The organism is Actinacidiphila sp. bgisy160, from assembly GCF_057707815.1.
In genome coordinates this window covers 50,115-67,977 of sequence record NZ_JBYIQW010000041.1, presented here as the reverse complement: position 1 = coordinate 67,977, position 17,863 = coordinate 50,115, and the positions used below count along the sequence as shown (strand labels likewise).

The 17,863-nt window shown below is 70.7% G+C and carries 14 protein-coding genes; 7 read left to right on the top strand and 7 right to left on the bottom strand.

The features are described 5' to 3' along the window. From AC3EUJ_RS27010 to AC3EUJ_RS27000, 3 genes are all read right to left on the bottom strand, one after another. The coding region (locus tag AC3EUJ_RS27010) for an SRPBCC family protein (protein WP_431965724.1) at positions 1–438 on the bottom strand (438 nt) is incomplete at its 3' end. Positions 439–677: 239 nt separating this feature from the next. Beyond that, positions 678–1,382 carry a 4'-phosphopantetheinyl transferase family protein gene (locus tag AC3EUJ_RS27005; protein WP_431965722.1) on the bottom strand — a complete coding sequence of 235 codons (705 nt, stop codon included), beginning with the start codon at positions 1,380–1,382 and terminating at the stop codon, positions 678–680. Further along, positions 1,379–1,804 carry a RidA family protein gene (locus tag AC3EUJ_RS27000; RefSeq protein WP_431965732.1) on the bottom strand — a complete coding sequence of 142 codons (426 nt, stop codon included), beginning with the start codon at positions 1,802–1,804 and terminating at the stop codon, positions 1,379–1,381. Before AC3EUJ_RS27000 ends, AC3EUJ_RS27005 begins: the two co-directional genes overlap by 4 nt. 143 nt (positions 1,805–1,947) lie before the next feature. Between AC3EUJ_RS27000 and AC3EUJ_RS26995 the strand changes: the two genes are divergently transcribed. Then, positions 1,948–2,163, top strand: a complete 216-nt coding sequence (locus AC3EUJ_RS26995; protein WP_431965720.1) for a DUF6296 family protein — start codon at positions 1,948–1,950, stop codon at positions 2,161–2,163. Between the two features lie 259 nt (positions 2,164–2,422). Here the strand turns inward: AC3EUJ_RS26995 and AC3EUJ_RS26990 are convergent, their stop codons facing one another. The 3 genes from AC3EUJ_RS26990 to sigJ all read right to left on the bottom strand — a co-directional run bounded on the left by AC3EUJ_RS26990 (position 2,423) and on the right by sigJ (position 4,350). Beyond that, positions 2,423–2,725, bottom strand: coding sequence for a hypothetical protein (locus tag AC3EUJ_RS26990; protein WP_431965718.1), 303 nt, complete (start codon positions 2,723–2,725; stop codon positions 2,423–2,425). A gap of 70 nt (positions 2,726–2,795) precedes the next feature. Next, the gene (locus tag AC3EUJ_RS26985; RefSeq protein ID WP_431965716.1) at positions 2,796–3,425 is read right to left on the bottom strand and encodes an alpha-ketoglutarate-dependent dioxygenase AlkB; all 630 of its coding nucleotides are present in this window, start codon (positions 3,423–3,425) and stop codon (positions 2,796–2,798) included. Positions 3,426–3,459: 34 nt separating this feature from the next. Next, positions 3,460–4,350 carry an RNA polymerase sigma factor SigJ gene (sigJ, locus tag AC3EUJ_RS26980; protein WP_431965714.1) on the bottom strand — a complete coding sequence of 297 codons (891 nt, stop codon included), beginning with the start codon at positions 4,348–4,350 and terminating at the stop codon, positions 3,460–3,462. A 675-nt stretch (positions 4,351–5,025) separates the two neighbouring features. Here sigJ and AC3EUJ_RS26975 point away from each other — a divergent pair. Then, positions 5,026–6,972, top strand: a complete 1,947-nt coding sequence (locus AC3EUJ_RS26975) for a S9 family peptidase (RefSeq protein WP_431965712.1) — start codon at positions 5,026–5,028, stop codon at positions 6,970–6,972. Between the two features lie 18 nt (positions 6,973–6,990). On the opposite strand, the gene AC3EUJ_RS26970 is transcribed toward AC3EUJ_RS26975, so the two are convergent. Next, on the bottom strand, positions 6,991–7,641 hold the full coding sequence (locus AC3EUJ_RS26970; RefSeq protein ID WP_431965710.1) for a cysteine hydrolase family protein: 651 nt from the start codon (positions 7,639–7,641) through the stop codon (positions 6,991–6,993). Between the two features lie 549 nt (positions 7,642–8,190). Here AC3EUJ_RS26970 and AC3EUJ_RS26965 point away from each other — a divergent pair. The 5 genes from AC3EUJ_RS26965 (at position 8,191) to AC3EUJ_RS26945 (ending at position 17,657) form a co-directional block, all read left to right on the top strand. Beyond that, positions 8,191–9,444 (top strand): DUF6777 domain-containing protein, encoded by a 1,254-nt coding sequence (locus AC3EUJ_RS26965; protein WP_431965708.1) that lies wholly within the window; start codon positions 8,191–8,193, stop codon positions 9,442–9,444. 72 nt (positions 9,445–9,516) lie between these two features. Next, a complete protein-coding gene (locus AC3EUJ_RS26960; protein WP_431965706.1) occupies positions 9,517–12,021 on the top strand; it encodes a DUF4132 domain-containing protein in 2,505 nt (834 codons plus the stop codon). Further along, entirely contained in the window at positions 12,018–12,338 is a 321-nt protein-coding gene (locus AC3EUJ_RS26955; protein ID WP_431965704.1) for a hypothetical protein, read from the top strand. Before AC3EUJ_RS26960 ends, AC3EUJ_RS26955 begins: the two co-directional genes overlap by 4 nt. A gap of 682 nt (positions 12,339–13,020) precedes the next feature. Next, on the top strand, positions 13,021–15,117 hold the full coding sequence (locus tag AC3EUJ_RS26950; protein WP_431965702.1) for a site-specific DNA-methyltransferase: 2,097 nt from the start codon (positions 13,021–13,023) through the stop codon (positions 15,115–15,117). Further along, positions 15,117–17,657 carry a DEAD/DEAH box helicase family protein gene (locus AC3EUJ_RS26945; RefSeq protein ID WP_431965700.1) on the top strand — a complete coding sequence of 847 codons (2,541 nt, stop codon included), beginning with the start codon at positions 15,117–15,119 and terminating at the stop codon, positions 17,655–17,657. Before AC3EUJ_RS26950 ends, AC3EUJ_RS26945 begins: the two co-directional genes overlap by 1 nt. Positions 17,658–17,863 lie beyond the last annotated feature (206 nt).

Sequence of the window (17,863 nt, the reverse complement as noted above, 5' to 3'; positions counted from 1 at the left end):
GTGCTCGCGCTCGACGAGGTCCTTGAAGCGCTCGAGGTCGTCACGGACCGTGCGCTCGATCGCGCTGACCTGGGCGAATCCCTTGGGGCCGCCGAAGGCGTCACGGAGCTCGGCGGGGTCGTACTCCATGCGGACCTGGACGCGGCTGTGCTGCTCGTCGATCGGGAGGACCGAGCACGTCCCGGTGATCTCGGCACCGCCGCTGGTGCGCCAGGTCATCTCCCGGGTGTCGCTCCGGGCCTTGGTGCGGTCGGAGAACTCCGCGTCGAGGGAGTCGCTGCCGGTCCCCGACACGCCGAGCCGGGCCTTGCCGTCCCCGGCGGCGCTCGCCTCCCGGACGCCCCCCACGAACTGCGGGTAGTCCTCCAGGCGGTGCAAGTGCTGCCATGCCACCTCGGTCGGAACGTTCAGGTCGATCTGCTCTTCGAGTCTGCTCATGAGCTGCCACCTGCCTTCCTCCCTCCAGCGTGCCTCCTGGCTCCGGCTCACGCCACGCTGACCTCCGGGGCCTCGGTGAACGCTTGCGTCACGGCGGCGGGCGGGCGGCCGGGCGGGGCGTGGTGGACCCGGGTGGGCCGTCGACCCGGCGCGCACCCCCTTCTACGTCAGCCCCCACGCCCGCCCCTGGATCGCGGCGTTGCTTGGGGTGGTGGCGGAGAAGACGGGGCGGGCGCGCCTCAGCCCAGCCGTACGGCGACGGCCGCGCGGTGGCCGTCCCCGACGGCGACGTCGCGGAGCGACCAGCCCTCGGGGCCCGCGGCGGGTACGGGGCCGGAGCCCACGTAGTCCTCGGACGGGTCCCTGGCCAGGCCCGTCCCCAGGCCCTTCAGGTACGCCTCCTTGCGCGCCCACGCCCGCGCGAAGGCCTCTCGGCGCTCCACCGGCGGCAGCATGCCGAGTTCGTCCACCTCCGCCGGGTGCAGCGAGCGCCACACGCCGTCCACGGCCTCCTGGCCGGGCAGCGCCTCCACGTCCACCCCCACCGGGGCCGCGGCGAAGGCCAGCAGCGTCAGCTCCCGGGAGTGCGAGAGCGAGAAGTGCGGGGCGCCGCCCTCCACCGCGGGCCTGCCGTGCGGGCCGCCGCAGACCGGGCAGGTCTCCCGCGTCAGCGGCACCGCGCCGGGCGGGGTGCCCAGGTACGCCGCCAGCAGCAGGCGCAGCGCCACGTGCGCGGTGATGTAGCTGGTGCGGTCGCGCTCGAAGCGGAAGGCCGTGGCCCGCTCGCGCTCCTCCCGGTCCAGCAGCCCGGGCGCCAGGTGGACGGCGGCGGCCGCGTTCGCCGCCGTGTCCACCAGGCACAGCCGCGGCGGGTCGCCTGGCCGGGGCGGGGCCGGCCGATGGGCCGCCGCCGCCACGGTGAAGCGCTCCGGGACCAGTGTCACGGCCGTGCCGTCGGGGCGCCGGACGTGGTCGGAACGATCGCGAACGCCTCGACCTCCAGCAGCAGTTCCGGCCGGAAGAGCGCGGCTACCTGCACCGCCGAGCTGGCCGGGGGCCGCTCGGTGTCGACGTACGCGTCGCGCGCCTCGCGGACCGCGGGCAGGAAGGCGACGTCGGTGACGAAGAAGGTCAACTTGACCACGTCGCCCCAGCCCGCGTCAGCGGCAGCGAGGCAGCGGTCGAGGTTGGCGAAGACCTGGCGCGCCTGCGCCGCCGGGTCGCCCGGCCCGACGAGTTCGCCCCGCTCGTCCACCGCGATCTGCCCCGAGAGGGCGACGAAGCGGCCCTCGCCCCACACGACGTGGCTGTAGCCGGTGCCCGGGAGGACGCCCTCCGGAGCGGCGACGTGGGTGAGGTGCGACATGTGTTCCCCCTTGATGATCGACACCGCTCCATGCTCTCCCACGGGGTCGGCCCGGCGCCACAGCGGACGTCATGATCGGTGTCATTGGCCAGGGATTCTCTGGGCATAAATCGTCATATGGGCGGAGACAGGAGGTTCCCCTCATGAGTCATGCCGAAACCTACGAGCTGACCTTCCCCGTCTCCGGCGACACCGTGGTCGTCAAGCGCACCGAGCGCAAGGGTGCCGGGGGGCACCCGGTGTACAGCGACGACACCGGCATCGTCCAGGCGGAGATCAGCGACCGGGGAGAAGTCCGCATGCTCGCGACGGGTGGGCACCAGCACCACGACGTCCCCTCGCGGGCGACGCCGCACTGAGTGCCCCGTCGGCGCCGGCGTCCCGGAACGGGCCGTGCGCCCGTCACCGGACGCCCCATCGCCTCGCCTGTCTCCCGTCGCGGTCCGTGACCGTGCCGACCGGCCCCGTCGCGACGGCGGCCGCGCCGGTCACCACCCGGGTCACGCCAGGTCATTGCCGTGGGCCCGGACAGCGAACCCACACCCCCCGTGGCACGGACACCTGGACGCCACCGGCGCCATGCGACCCGCGGACGGCGGCACCGTCCGCGTCTACCGGTCAGCCGATCTCGGCCCCGTAGACCTCGAGCGCGTCCGTCACCGGCCGGAAGAGCGTCTCCCCTCCGCCGCTGCCGCCGCTGCCGCCGCTGCCGCCGGGCTCGGCGCAGGCGCCGGTCCGGGTCAGCCCGGAGACCGAGCCCTCCTGGTGGTCGACGGTCGCGTCGAGCCCGGTGACCGCGCGTCGGGCGCCTGAGTGCTGCTGCCGCTGCGCGGCGGCCTGGCCGGCGGCCGGCGTGGCCGCCGAGGCGTTGCAGAGGCCGACGGCGCTGGGGTGGTCGGCGCCGGTGCCGGTGCACGTCACCGGAGCGTAGTCGCGGCCGGGGAACAGGGGGACGGCAAGGGGCCCTTCCCCGTGCCGGGGTGGAGGGGGCTCAGCGGACGCCGCGCGTGCGGAACTGGATGCTGATCCGCGGTCCCACGGCGCGCGTGCTCTTGGGGATCGCGTGCTCCCACGTCCGCTGGCAGGAGCCGCCCATCACCACGAGGTCGCCGTGCCCGAGGGGCAGCCGCATAGCGGCCGCGCCCCCGCCGCGGGGCCGCAGCGCCAGGTCGCGCGGGTCGCCGACGGACAGGATCGCGACCATCGTGTCCTGGGTCGCCGACCGGCCCGTCCGGTCCCCGTGCCAGGCCACGCTGTCCCGGCCGTCCCGGTAGAAGCACAGCCCCGCGGTGACGAAAGGCTCCCCGAGCTCGTCCGCGTAGTGGGCGTCGAGGGCGGCCCGGGCCTCGCCGAGGACGGGGTGCGGCAGCCGCTCGCCCTCCCCGTAGAAGGCCAGCAGCCGGGGCACGTCGACCTCACGCTCGTACATCTGCCGGCGTTCGGCACGCCAAGGAACCGAACCGGCCAGTTCCTCGAACAGCGCGTCGGCCCCCCGCAGCCACCCTGGCAGCAGGTCGAGCCACGCCCCGCTGCCGAGCCCGGTCCGCCGGAGGCCGTCCAGCGGACCGAGCAGCAACTCGTCGGTCTGGTCGAAGAGCGATCCTTGGAGCGGTGCGGTCATGGCTCCAGGGTAGCCCTTTGATCGAACATGTGAGCTATTCGCTGAACGCGGCCAGGTCGAGCCCGGCCAGCCGCTCGGGATCGGCCAGGATGTCGAGCTCCACGACGAGCCCGTCCACGATCGTGAAGCCCATGACCGACACGACCCGGCCCTCCATCGTGGTGACCACCCCGGGCGCGCCGTTGACCAGCGCCAGCCGCGCGTGGAGGGCCGCGCGCCGGAAGGTGAGCGCCTGACTCGCGACCGTCCGCGCGCCGCGCACCTCGCGGGTCGCCCCCGGGAAGGCGGCGCCGGTGTCCGCGCGCAGCACGATGTCCGGGTGCAGCACCGCCACCAGGCCCTCGAAGTCACCCGCGCGCGAGGCCGCCAGGAACGCGCCGACGACCTCCCGCTGACGGCTCAGGTCGGCGTCCGGCACCGGCGCCGCCCCCCGCACCCGGCGCCGCGCCCGGCTGGCCAGCTGCCGCGCCGCCGTCGGCGTGCGCCCGACCATAGGGGCGATCTCCTCGAAGGGCACCGCGAACATGTCGTGCAGCACGAAGGCGAGCCGCTCGGCGGGCGACAGCGTCTCCAGCACGATCAGCAGCGCCAGTCCCACCGAGTCCGCCAGCAGCGCCGCCTGCTCCGGGTCGCCGGCCGCGTCATCCCGGCTCACCACCGGATCGGGCACCCTCACGTCGTCCAGCGGCGACTCGCCCCGGGAGGTCCGCGAGCGCAGCATGTCCAGGCACACCCGGCCCACCACGGTCGTCAGCCAGCCGCCCAGGTTGCCGATCCCGTCCGCCCCGGCGCGGTTCAGCCGCAGCCACGCCTCCTGCACGGCGTCGTCCGCCTCGGCCAGCGACCCCAGCATGCGGTAGGCCACCGCCCGCAGATGCGCCCGGCTCTCCTCGAACCGCTCCGCCAGGAACTCCTTGTCGTCCATCGGCCCCATTCCCTCGTCACGTTCCCTCGGCGCACTGACGAACCGGACGCGTCCAATGTGACAGAGGGGTGCGACAACGCGCCGGTGCGGTGCCGGGGCCGTCCGCCGGGGCCGGGTCACCAGCCGGCGAACAGCCGAACAGCCGCCCCCGGTGCGCGGCGCGCCACGCGCTGCTGAGCGGCACCTGGATCCGGCCGCCCGCCTGATCCGCTCTCTCCAGCCGGGACGGGAAGGACAGCCGCGCGCCGCGCGCAGCCCCGGGGGCTGCCGCACGTCGGCGGACGAGGCTCACCGGCCGCTGCGGCCTCGCCGTCCGGTGGCCCAGCGCCGCAGCCGCTCGACGGCGTGCCCCTTGCGTTCCCGAACAGCCGCGCTCTGGACCGGGCCCGTCGCGAAGGCGCTGACGGCCGTGACAGGCTGCTCCCGCGGGAACACCCGCGTGCGCGGGTACCCGCGGATCGTCAGGCGCCCGGCGGACCAGGTCACCCCGAGCCGGTACCCCCCGTAGCGCGAGGACCGCGCAGACCACGGCGAGGACACGGGCGCCGAGGCGGAGGAGCGCGGCCGGTGCGGCCGGAATCGCGCGAGCCTACCCCCACGCCCCGTGGGCTGCGGCAGGATGTGCACGGTTCCCCGAAGGACGGCGAGAGCCAAGTGGACGCTGTGGAGGGCGCATTGACGGCACAGAGCGAAGACGTGGCACGGGCGGTCGTGGACAGCGTCATACCGATGTTCCCCGCGGTGTCCCCGGACGGCCGCACCGTCGTCCACACGGCGCGCCCCCTCGGCATCAAGGACCGCCCGGCCAGTGTCCTGTGGGCGGTGCCCGCCGACGGCGGCGCCCCGGCACGGCAGCTGACCGACGGCACGACCTGGATCGGCGCCCCGCGCTGGACCCCTGACTCGTCGGCCGTCCTGTTCACCACCGCCGGGCAACTGCACCGCGTACGCCTCGCCGCCGACGGCGGGCCGGACGGCCCCGCCGAGGCCCTCACCGCCTGGCCCGGCGGCATCGCGGACCACCTGCCGCTCGCCGACGGCCGCACCGTCGCCCTGATCGCCGCCGACGAACCGGACGAGGCCGAGGACGACGACGTGATGGTGTGGACCGAGCGGACGGGTCCCGAGCCCTCCGCCCGCCTGCGCCTGCTCGACCTCGACAGCGGTGCCCTCCGCACCGTCGACGTCCTCGGCGACCGGCACGTCGTCGAGGTGGCCGAGCGCCCGGACGGCGGCATGCTGGCCGTCCTCACCTGGGACTGCGCGGAGGAGGACCCCGGCTCGCTCACCGCCGAGCTCCACGTCCTCGACACCGCCACCGGCACCGTCCACGACCTCGGCCCCGCCGGGCACGGGGCGCGCCGCCCGGTCTGGTGGCAGGCCGAGGACGGCTGGCACCTCGCCCACCTGGCCACCACCCCGCCCGGGCTGGTCGGCTCCCCGGCCGTCCTGGACCGCGCGGTCCCGGCCGACCCCGGGCACCAGGTACCGCCCGAGGCCCGCGATCTGACCCACGGCATGACCGTCTGCCCCACCGAACTCCTCCAGGTCGAAGGCGGCCCGCCCCTGGCCGTCTTCGCCGACGGCCTGGACACCGCGCTGTTCCGGCTCGACCCCGGTGAGCGGCGCTTCCGCCGTCTGCACACCCGCCAGGGCATCGTCCACGCCCTCACCGCGGACCGCACGGGCGGGAGGGTCGCCGTGCTCGCGGGCACCGCGTACGAGCCCAAGGACGTCCACGCCGGACCGCCCGACGGCCCGCTGACCCGGATCAGCGACACCAGGCCCGAGATCCGCGACATCCCCTGGGGCAGCCAGGAACGCCTCTCCTACAAGGCCTCCGACGGGCTCGCCCTCGACGGGCTGCTCCTCCTGCCGCCCGGCCGCACCCGCGAGGACGGCCCCTTCCCGATGATCACCCTCGCGCACGGCGGCCCGTACTGGCGCTACACCGACGAATGGCAGTTCCACATCGATCTGCCCCCCGGCCAGCTCTTCGCCACGGCCGGTTACGCCGTCTTCCTCCCGAACCCCCGCGGCGGGCAGGGCCACGGCCACGCCTTCGCGGCCACCGCGGTGGACGGCGCGATCGGCGGCGCCGAATGGACCGACATCACCGAGGGCATCGACCTCCTCGTCGCCCAGGGCGTCGCCGACCCCGACCGCCTCGGCATCGGCGGCTGGAGCCACGGCGGCTACCTGGCCGCCTGGGCCGTCACGCAGACCGACCGCTTCAAGGCCGCGATCGTGGGCGCCGGCATCAGCGACTGGGGCATGCAGGGCGCGACCGGCGAGCAGGGACCCGTCCGCGAGTCGGCGGGCAGCGGCAGCATCGGCTGGGAGGGCCCCGGACCCCACCCCCACGACCGGGTCAGCCCCATCTCCCACGCCTCCCGCATCCGCACCCCGGTCCTGATCCTCCACGGCGAGGACGACACCAATGTGCCCGTCTCCCAGGGTGTCTTCCTGCACCGCGCCCTGCGCCACCACGGCGTCCCGCACGAGTTCGCCGTCTACCCCGGCGAGGGCCACATGATCGGCGGACGCGGCCACCTGCTGGACCTGCTGCGCCGCAGCCTGGCCTGGTACGACCGCTGGCTCACCACCCCGGGGCAGCCCTGAGCCCTGACGCGCGCGTCGCTACCGCCCGGCCCCGTACTCCTCGGGGCAGGGCGGCAGCAGGTCCAGGAACTCCTCCGTGGTGAGGACCGCGTGCGCGTAGAGCGGCGCGTTCACCTCGAAGGTCGCCTCCATCTCCGCCGGGCTGAAGGCGGCGATCGCGTCCCGCACCAGGGTGACGTGGTAGCCGAGCTCCTGGCCGAACCGTGCCGTGGTGTCGATGCAGGTGTTGGCCCGCATCCCGATCAGCACGATGCGCGACACCCGGTGCTGCTTGAGCTGGAAGTCCAGGTCGGTGTTGGCGAAGCCGCTCGACGACCAGTGCTCGTGCACCCGGATCTCACCGTCGACCGGCTGGAAGTCCGGATGGAACTCGCCGCCCCAGGCGCCCAGGGCGAAGACCTGCCCCTTGACGGTCGCCTCCTGGGCGGGGGAGAGGTGCTCCCACTCCGCGTAGTCCCCCGGGGCCGTGCGGCGGTGCGCGACGAAGAACGTCCGGATGCCGCGGGCCCTGGTGGCCGCGAGCACCTGCCGCATGTGGTCGAGCAGCCCCACCTGCTCGGCCACCGCCTTCGCGCGGGGCCACAGTTTCCCGCCGTCGGACAGGAAGTCGTTGTACGGATCCACCAGCAAGAGGCCGGTGTTCGCGTCGCTGTATCCCAGTGCTTCCATGTACCGATTCTGGTCCCGGACCCGTGAGACCACCTGCGCAGCAGGTCAGGGCCGGTGCGGACGGTCAAGTCACGAAAGCACGGGACCTGACCCGCGGCGCGGGCCGGTGTTCCCTGGGGGAGAGCGCTTCGCGGATGCCCTACTGCCGAAATGCCCGTGAAACATCGCGCCTTTCCGGAATCCCGTAGCCGATTCACTCGTCCCGGTAAGGGTGCACATAATGGGATGGGAGGGCGCACGGGAATCGACCTCAATTCCCGATGCCCTACGTCTGGGGAGAGTGCCGTGAGTTCCATACCTCCTCCGCCCGAACGCCCCACCGGCCCTCCGTCCGGACCGCTGTCCGGACGGCCGTCGGGGGGAGAGCACCCACCGGTGACACCGGGCCCCCCGCCCCCACCGGCGGCGCCACCCCCCGGCCCGCCACCACCCCCCGGCCCCCCGGGTCCACCGGGCCCGCCGAGCAGCGCGGGACGCGGCGGCGAACCAGGAGAACCCGGCCGCCACCGCGGCCTCCCCGCCCCGTGGTGGCGGGCCCGCCGCACCCTCGTGACCGCGGGCACCGCGATGGTCGTGGCGGTCGCGGTGATCTTCGCCTTCTCGTTCCTCGGCGGCACCAAGGGCGGCGGCGAGATCTTCCTCCAGAACGCCTCCGCGGCCGGCCCGGACCCCTTCACCCCCTCCACGGCGGGCGAGCCGGGCACCGCGGTCACCCCGACCATCACCCCCAACGAGTCCTCGGCCCCCGGCGGCACCCTCAAGGTCAGCGGCGCGCACCCGGGGCTCTACAGCGGCAGGCAGAACGAGGCCGCCTGCGACGTCGAGAAGCAGATCACGTACCTCACCAGCGACCCGGCACGCGGCAAGGCCTTTGCCGACACCCTGAAGGTCAAGCTGCCGGACCTCCCCTCCCACCTGCGCTCGCTGACGCCCGTTCAGCTGAACTGGGACACCCGCGTCACCAGCCACGGCTTCAAGGACGGCAAGGTCACCGACTACCAGGCCATCCTCCAGGCCGGCACCCCCGTCATGGTCGACAACCACGGCGTCCCGGTGGTCCGCTGCACCTGCGGCAACCCGCTGAGCGCCCCCGACGCCGTCAACGGCACGCCGACGTACAGCGGCCGGCAGTGGGAGACCTTCCGGGCGGCGGGCCTGGTGGCGGTCGTCCCGTCCGACAAGCCGATGAAGACGCTCACGCTCTACGACCAGGACAGCAAGCGCTGGTTCGAGCGCCCCAGCGGCAAGGTCGAGGGCAAGCGGGACCACAAGGTCGAACCGCCCAAGGGCCGGCCCTCCGACTCCCCGGTGCCGGTCCTGCCGTCGCCGTCCACGGGCTCGCAGCTCGAACCGCCGGGGAAGACGGCGTCGCCGCCGAGCGAGGAGAAGAAGCAGGAGGAGCCCAAGTCGCCCGGCACGCGGGAGCAGTCGCCGGAGAAGGGCAAGGAGGAGTCCCCGAAGAGCGAGGAGCCGAAGAAGGAGCAGTCGCCGAAGCAGGAGCAGCCGAAGTCCCCGGGCACGCACGAGGAGTCCCCGAAGCAGGAGCAGCCCAAGTCCCCGGAGCAGCCGGAAAAGCCGAAGACGCCCGAGCAGCCGAAGACTCCGGAGCAGCCGAAGACGCCCGAGCAGCCCGAGAAGCCGCCCTCCGAGCCCCAGCAGCCCCCGGAACAGCCCCAGCAGCCCGAGCAGCCGCCTGCCCAGCCCAAGTCCTCCGACGGCGACACGGGCGACCAGCCCCAGCGGCAACAGCCCCCCGCCCAGCCCAAGTCCGTCCCGCCCGAACCGGCCCCCACGTCCGGCTGACGCCCCACCGCGACCGGCCTCGCCCCACCCGGGGACGGGGCCGTTGTCGGACCCCCCTGCCACCATCCCGGCATGCTGTACGACACCGTGGTGGCCGAAGCCCGCAGGAACGACGCGTTCGACGACGTGCGCTCCGCCGCCCTTGACCGCGCCCGCTGGCTCGTCGACCTCCTCGACCGCGGCCGCGCGGAGTTCCGGCTCGCCTTCGGCCCCCGCAAGGAGGAGTACCGGCGCTTCGAGGAACTGCACGCGGCGACCCGGACCGAGATCGACGAGGGCCTCGCGACCCGCGCCGGCGAGGAGGCACGCGCCGCCGCCCTGTCCCTGCTGCTCGTGGCGCACCCCGACGGCTCGGGTGTGTGGCACTACCGCGACCGGGCCGCGTCCCTCATATCGCGCCAGAGTGGATGGACGCCCGACGAGGTCGCGGTCATGCTGCTCCGCATCGTCGAGTACGACACGGGTCACTGGCTCGCGGAAGCGCTGACCGCGGTGCTGAACGCCGTCGACCGGCTCGACGTCGACGGCCGCCGCGCCGTCAACCCCCTCATCCGCCACGCCTACAGCAGGCTCATGGCCGCGGACGTCGCCGCGGACGTGCGCGGCCCGCTCGGCCGGCGCCTCCGCGCGTTGCTGGCGAAGGACGACCCGGCGAGCATGCCCGACGAGCTGGTCCCCGCGGACGCCCCCTGGGCCACCGCTCTGCGCGAACGCGCCGGCAGCGCGCCCACGCCCGAGCTGGCCGGACTCGTCCGGCACCTGGCGAGCCTGTCGGGCCCGCGCCCCTCCCAGCGCTGGCGCCGGGACTGCCTCGCGCTGAGCGACGCGGCATCGGCGCGCGGCACGACGGCGGAAATGCTGCGGGCACTCGCCGAGGACGCCCCGATGTGCAGCCGGTCGAACGGGTCGCCCACCTCCTGGCACGACGGCGACTTCCACCTCCACTACGTCGTCGGCCAGAAGGACGGCGACCTCGCGCGGGGCGCCGTCTGGGCCGCCGCGCTCACCGCCGGCCCGGACACGGTCGGCCACCTGACCGCCCTCGCCCTGCGCGCCGGCGGGCCCGGGTCCGACGTGATCGAGGACCTCAAGCTCGCGGGCGCGGCGATCAACGCGCTCGCCGAGATCGACGACCCCGCCGCCCTGGAAGCGCTGTGGCGGCTGCGGGCGAAGCTCAAGCACCGGGCCCTCCTCAAGCAGCTCGGCACCGCCCTGGCAACGGCCGCAGCCCGGCAGGGCATCACCCCGGGACAGCTGATCGAGCGCAGCGTGCCCGGGCACGGCCTGGGCCCGGACGGCTCCCTCGTACGCGAACTGGCCGGCTGCCGCGTCCGGCTGGCGATCGAGGACGCCGCGACCGTACGGCTCACCTTCACCGGGCCCGACGGGCGCACGTCCCGTACCGCTCCCGCCGCGGTCAAGGCGCAGTGCGCGGACGAACTCGCCGAGCTCAAACTCCTGGCCAGACAGGTACGGGCCACGCTGTCGGCGGAGCGGGCCCGCCTCGAAGCGCTGATGTCGGCCGGGCGCATCTGGCCGTACGACGAATGGCGCCGCCACTACCGCGACCACCCGGTCACCGGGATCCTCACCCGCGGCCTGATCTGGGAGGCGCAGGACGCCGCCGGCGACTGGCACGCCGTGGCACCCATGAGCCGGCCACCGGGCACGCCCTCGCACATCCGCCTGTGGCACCCGGTCCACGCGCCGGCGGAAGCCATCGCGACATGGCGCGCCCGGGTGGTCGCCGACGGGCTGCGGCAGCCGTTCAAGCAGGCGTTCCGGGAGATCTACCTGCCGACCCCGGCGGAGGAGGAGACCGGCGTCTACTCCAACCGCTTCGCCGCGCACATCGTGGACTACCCGCGGCTGTACGCGCTGTTCAAGGAACGCGGCTGGCAGGCCAACTTCCTCGGCAACCACGACGGCGGTTACGACGGGCTGGCCCGCGGGGAGTTCGGGGACGGCGGATGGCGCGCCTGCTTCCACCACGAACCGGCCGACGACAACACCGGCCACGCCCCCGACCACGCCGCGACCGACCAGGTCCGGTTCGAGCGCCGCGACGGCCGGCGCTGGCGCGAGGCGCCGCTGGCCGAGGTACCGCCCCTGGTCTTCAGCGAGGCGATGCGCGACGTCGACCTCTTCGTCGGCGTCACCTCGATCGCGGCCGACCCCACGTGGACCGACCGGGGCGAGGACCGCTACGCCGAGTACTGGCGGACCGCGTCGTTCGGCGAGCTGACGGCGAATGCGGAGATCCGCCGGGAGGCTCTGCAGCGCATCCTGCCGCGCCTGAAGATCGCCGACCGCTGCTCCCTCGGCGGCCGCTACCTGACCGTCCGAGGCGACCTCACGACGTACCGGATCCACCTGGGCTCGGCCAACGTCCTGATGGCACCGGACGACGCCTACCTCTGCATCGTCCCCGCCCGCCGCAAGGCCGACCGCAAGCTCTTCCTGCCCTTCGAGGACGAGCGGCTGGCGCTGATCCTGTCCAAGGCCGCCCTGCTGGCCGCGGACTCCGCGATCAGCGACCCGACGATCCTGCGCCAGATCAAGCGAGCCACGCGATGAGCGGCGTGACCTTCCGGGACGAGACGGCCGGCGACAAACCCCGCACAGTCCTACGGCTCACGGGCCTCCCGGACCGGATGACGGCCCGCGCCCTCCTCCACCTCCGCGCCCGCGAAGAGGCATCCCTCGCCCATCCGGCGAACGCCGAGCCGGCCGACTGGCGCACCCAAGCGAGCCTCGCCGAACGCGCCTTCCTCTCCAACGCGTTCTTCATCCTGACCCCCACCCACCAGATCGACGACTTGGACGAAGTCATCGACCTCACCACCACCCCGACGCTGACCTTCCTCCGCCTCATCCCCCTGGCCGGCGGCTGACCCCCACGCCCCGAACCCGCCACCCCGCCCGCCCCTGGACCGCGCACACGGCTCCGGAGGGCCCTGCGTTGTTCAGGATCCCCGCAGGTCACCTGTGTCCCCTGGCCTTGTGAACAATTCCTAGTCCACAGATGGTCCGCGCCGACCCCAGACGGTTGAGGGCGACTGCCTACGCGAGGTAGTTCGGCAGTTGTGGTTCCAGCGGCTACGGCAGTCCCACGGCCAGGTGAAGTGTTCAGTGGTATCTGCGTTGTCGTGCGGGCGCCGCTGTACAGCGCGTAGGCGTCGCGGATCAAGCCCATCCGAGCTCCGGTCGTAGGCGGACCTCTTCGTCGCCTCCCGGTAGGCGGTCCGAGTCTTGCAGCACCGTGCACCGCGCACCGCGTTCAGCGGGGAACGAGCGGTCTTACCGACGGCCGATTCGAGCCTGCCCGTCTCGACCAGCTCGCCACCGGCCGCAGGCCACTCGCCGACGTCCGGTTCGAACGGCGCCGATGAGCCTCAGGAACGTCCCGGCGGTGTTCCCATGCGGTACGTGCCTGAGCGCGGAGTCACGTTTGACGCGAGCAGGCAGGTCACTCGGATCCGACAGGAGACCTTCCAGAGGACACGATGATTCCTATATACCCATCGCGATCTTTGCGTCAGGATGAGCTCACGACTCGATCCTCAAGGACGCTGCATGGCAACAAAATTGACGGCCCGTCGCCACGGGCGACTGGAACTGACCTGGACGAACAAGGACAAGACTCTCCTGTCCACGGGCGACGGCAGGTATGACTACTCATTCGTCGACTCGTCGGACTACCGCGTCTCCGAGGTCCGGTTGCTCCACGAGGTCAGTCGGTTCGCGGCCCCCACGCCCCTGGAGCGGCCGGCAGCACTGCCGGAGCCGACCCAAGACAATCTCCTCGTCACCGGCGACGCCATGCATGTTCTCGACGCCCTGGCGAAGATCCCGGCCTACGCCGACCGGTATCTCGGCAAGGTGAAGCTGGTCTACATCGACCCGCCGTTCAACACCGGTCAGGCATTCTCGCAGTACGAGGACAGCATCGCGCACTCGATCTGGCTCACCCTTCTCAGAGACCGCATCCGTCAGATCAGGCCGCTGCTGGCCGAGGACGGCTCCGTGTGGGTCCATCTGGACCATACGGAGTCCCACCGGTGCCGCGTGGTCTTGGATGAGGAGCTGGGTGAGCACAATTTCGTCGCCGAAGTCGCCTGGCAGAAGGCTGACTCGCCCCGGAACGACACCAAGGGACTCTCGACGTCACAGGACACCATCCTTGTGTACCGCAAGAGCGAATCCTGGATGCCGAATCGCATGCCGAGGCTTGCCATCTCGAACACGTCCCGCTTCCAGTCCCGAGATGGAGACCCGATCCCCTGGAGCGACGGTGACGCAACGGCAGGTGGCGCCGCTACGCACCAGCCGATGGTCTACGCGATCGAGCACCCGATCACCGGGAAGCGGATGTATCCGCCGCCGGGCCGCTGTTGGGGCAAGGCACAGTCATGGATGCTCGAGCAAATGTCCGAGTATGCCCCGTATGAGCTTCGCGACATTGGCGACGAGGCGGAACGGGCCCGAATATGCGGAACCACCCCGGACAAGGTGAAACCGGGTGTTCCCGCGATCGCGCTGTCCGTGCCGCTCGACGAGGCCGCGGCGAAGGCCCGGGCACGGTTTGACGCCGGTCATTGGCCGGATCTGGTCATGCTCGGCCTTCGGGAGCGACTCCGACGCAAGAAGCACCTCGAGGACAACGGTCGGGTACCGGAAACCTTGTGGCTCGGCAGCGAGGTCGGCGGCAATCTCCGCGGGAAGAACGAAATTAGAAATCTCTTCCCGGAGGAGCACCCGTTCGCCACCCCCAAGCCGGAGCAGTTGATCGCCCGCATTGTTCATATCGGGTCGCTCCCTGGGGACATCGTGCTGGACTGCTTCGGTGGATCCGGCACGACAGCGGCGGTTGCCCACAAGATGGGACGCCGATGGGTGACCTGCGAGCTGCTCGCCTCTAACGTGAGCCGATTCCTGCTTCCTCGCCTGACGAAGGTAGTCAACGGAGAGGATCCCGGAGGCGTCACCAGCATCACCGAGCGAATGGCCGCGGTCGCTGGTGACGACGAAGACGACATGGAGCTACCCGAAGGGGTCTCTCCGGAGAATGCGCAGGAGTTCAACCGGGTGCTCAACAAAGTGGTCAAGGCGAGCTCGGTCAACCTCGACGAGAAGACCATCCAGGCATTGAAGGCCGCTACCAAGACCAAGAACGTCACGACCCTGAACTGGCATGGAGGCGGCAGCTTCACGCACCTGCGTGTCGGGGAGTCCATGTTCGAGGAGGTCGCTGGGATCGTCGTGCTCGCCGACTGGGCAACCCAGGGGGCGCTGGCCGAGGTGATGTGCGCTCAACTGTCCGTGCCCTACGAACCCGAAGACATCTTCGCCGGCCGCCAGGGCCGTACCCGCTATCTCGTGATCGACGGGATGGTCGGGACAGGGACCATCGCGTCTGTCCTTGACCGGCTGCCCGAGGGCGAGGTTGTCGAGATCTGGGCTACCCAGATTGACAACGACGCAACCGAGACACTGAAGGTTGACCGACCCGGCTCCAAAATCGAACTTATCCCGGACAAGGTCTTGGACAACTACCGGCGCACGACCGCCTTGAAGGCCCCGTTTGGGGCTGGCCGAGCCGTACCGCGACCCCGTACGACCACGGAGACGAGCGACTCTGCTGCGGCAGGGGCCAAGAGGGAGAGAGTCTGATGGGGGAGCTGCGATTCCAGGCTGATCTCCTCGACGAGGTAGCACACCGTCTCGACCTGCGTGAACCCAACCGCAAGGCCATCGAGTCCGTGATCCTCCGGGCCTCTGATCATTACGATGTCCAGGAGAGCTCCGGCCCCTTTGAATGCATCGTCGATTCGGCGACCGGTGTCGGAAAGACCTATGTGATGGCCGGGCTAATGGAATACCTGGCGGGCGCCGAGAGTCCGGCACGAAACTTCCTTCTGCTGGCACCCGGCCGCACTATCCGCGATAAGTCGGTACAGAACTTCACGCCCGGCAATCGCAAGTCACTGCGACCCGTGATGCGCTCGGCCCCGTACGTCGTGACCGCCGACAATTTCAACTCGCCGGCCACCAGGGTCGCCATGGATGACGCGAGTGTCACCAAGCTGTACATCTTCACCGTTCAGGCGCTGACTACGTCCACGGGCGAGGGACGCGCCACCCATGTCCACTCCGAGAACCTAGGCGCCTCGTTCTTCGAACGCCTCGCCCTTCTCGAGGACCTGGTAATCCTCGCGGATGAGCACCACTGCTACCGTGGACCGGCGTTCTCCCGGACAATCACCGACCTCAAGCCGGAACTCGTGGTCGGCCTGACCGCGACACCAGTCAAGGCCGACGAAAACCTGGTCGCATTCAGATATCCGCTCGCTGCTGCCATCGCGGACCAACTGGTCAAAACCCCGGTGATGGTCGCGCGCCGAGACGACCGCACCGACACGGAGACCAAGCTCCTAGATGGAGTTAACCTTCTGCGGTACAAGAGCGCAGCGGCCGACGCGTACTGCACCGAGCATGAACTACCGCGCGTTAACCCAGTGATGCTAGTCATCGCCGGTTCCATCGAAGAAGCCAAGGAGTATCAGGACGTCCTCGACTCTAGCTCCTTCGATGCCGGCGCCTGGGCCGGTACGACCTTGCTTGTGCACTCGAAGCTGAAAGGCGAAGAAAAGGAGAAAGCCCTCGCTGACCTGCAGGCGGTGGAGGAACCCGAATCGCCCGTGCGAATCATCATCAGCATAGGAATGCTGAAGGAGGGCTGGGATGTCAAGAACGTTTACGTCATCGCATCCATGCGTGCCTCCGTCTCCACAGTGCTCACCGAGCAGACCCTTGGCCGCGGCATGCGGCTCCCCTTCGGACGCTATACACAGGTGGAGTTCCTCGACACTCTCGAGGTCCTGGCCCACGAGAAGTACGGCGACCTACTGAAGAAGCGCAGTGTTCTCAACGAAGCGTTCATCGACTACGGCACCTACGCGCAGCTACGGCGAGCGGCCGACGGCAGCTTGGAGGTTCGCCAGAAGGCCATTCCGGCGCCGGGCCCGGTCATTCCGGCTCCACGGCCTTCTGTAACGGCCCAGACTGGAGATCCTGCGACAAGCGAAGAGTTCTTGTTGTCGTCAGAGCCGGGCGATCTCGCGTCGGCAGCCGCAGCTTCCGTTGTCGGGATCGTGGACCAGGAGAGCCGGGCACGCCAGGCGAAGAAGGACGCGCAGTCCGGCGCTGTCATTGAGTATTCGCCGTTGCCGGACCGGGAGCCGATCGTGATTCCGCGACTCGTGTCCGTAGCCCAGCCGACAACAGTGAGCCTGAACGATATTGATCCGGAGGACTATGGACCGTTTGAACGCCTTGGACGGGCTCTGGTTACCGAGCACTCCGAGGAGCTGCGCCGCACCAAGCTGTCTGCGAGCCACAACTGGCAAAAGGCCCAGGTCCGCGCGGAGACTGCCCGAGACTCGATAAGGGCTGCCCTGCCTCTGGACATTCCGCTTTCGGAGACCCGCAAGGCACTCATCCGCCGCGTCATGTCGGCCAAGGACGTGCCGAATCGTAAGAACGAACTCGGGGCCGCAGAGAGGATCGTCGACTGCGTCATCGAGGCCATGGGTGACGAGGCTCAAGAATGCTTGTCGGCCTTCGTCGAGGTATGTGGACAGCGACTTACCCGGCAGATCAGCAAGACCCTCCGGGACTTCAACCCGACCCAGATTATGTATACCGACGATGTCGAATGGCTGCCGATCGACAAGACGCGTAAGGCGCAGCGGAAACAGGAAGCCGGACATGCAGACGGGACGTTCGACAAGAATCTGGCGTTCAACGGATGGCAGAAGAACCTGTATAGCCACGCCTGGTTCGACAGCTCTCCTGAGTTCCAGGCGGCCGGTCTGATTGATAGCAGCAGCTCCGTCGTGGTCTGGGCACGCCTCCACATCAATGATGTGGAGATCCATTGGACCACGGACGGCCGGAACTATAACCCGGACTTCGTCGTCATCGAGGAGATCGAAGGAAAACGCCTTGGCTGGCTCGTAGAGACCAAGAGCGACAAGGACATGTCCTCTGCAGAAGTCCAGGCCAAACGGCGCGCAGCGAAGAAATGGGCTAATACTGCCAACTCATCCCCGCAGGTTCGCGGGGTCACGTGGAATTACCTTCTCGCCGGTGAGCAAGACGTCGAGGACGCGGCTGGGCTTTGGGGGCGACTGAAGAAATTCTGCGTCTAAGGCCCGTGATGTCAGAAGTGCGGTTTGAGTCCACGGCAGCCGTGGCGGACTGGACGCCGGCACTTGTGTGTTACTCGGCACGAGTGCCGGACTGGCAGGGTACGCACTAGGCTCAGCTGGGGCATTGAGAGGCGCATGGGCTTGCTTGATGCGCAGCGACCCTGCGTACTCCCGGTTGGGATTGGGCTGCCGGCGGCTGGTCTGAC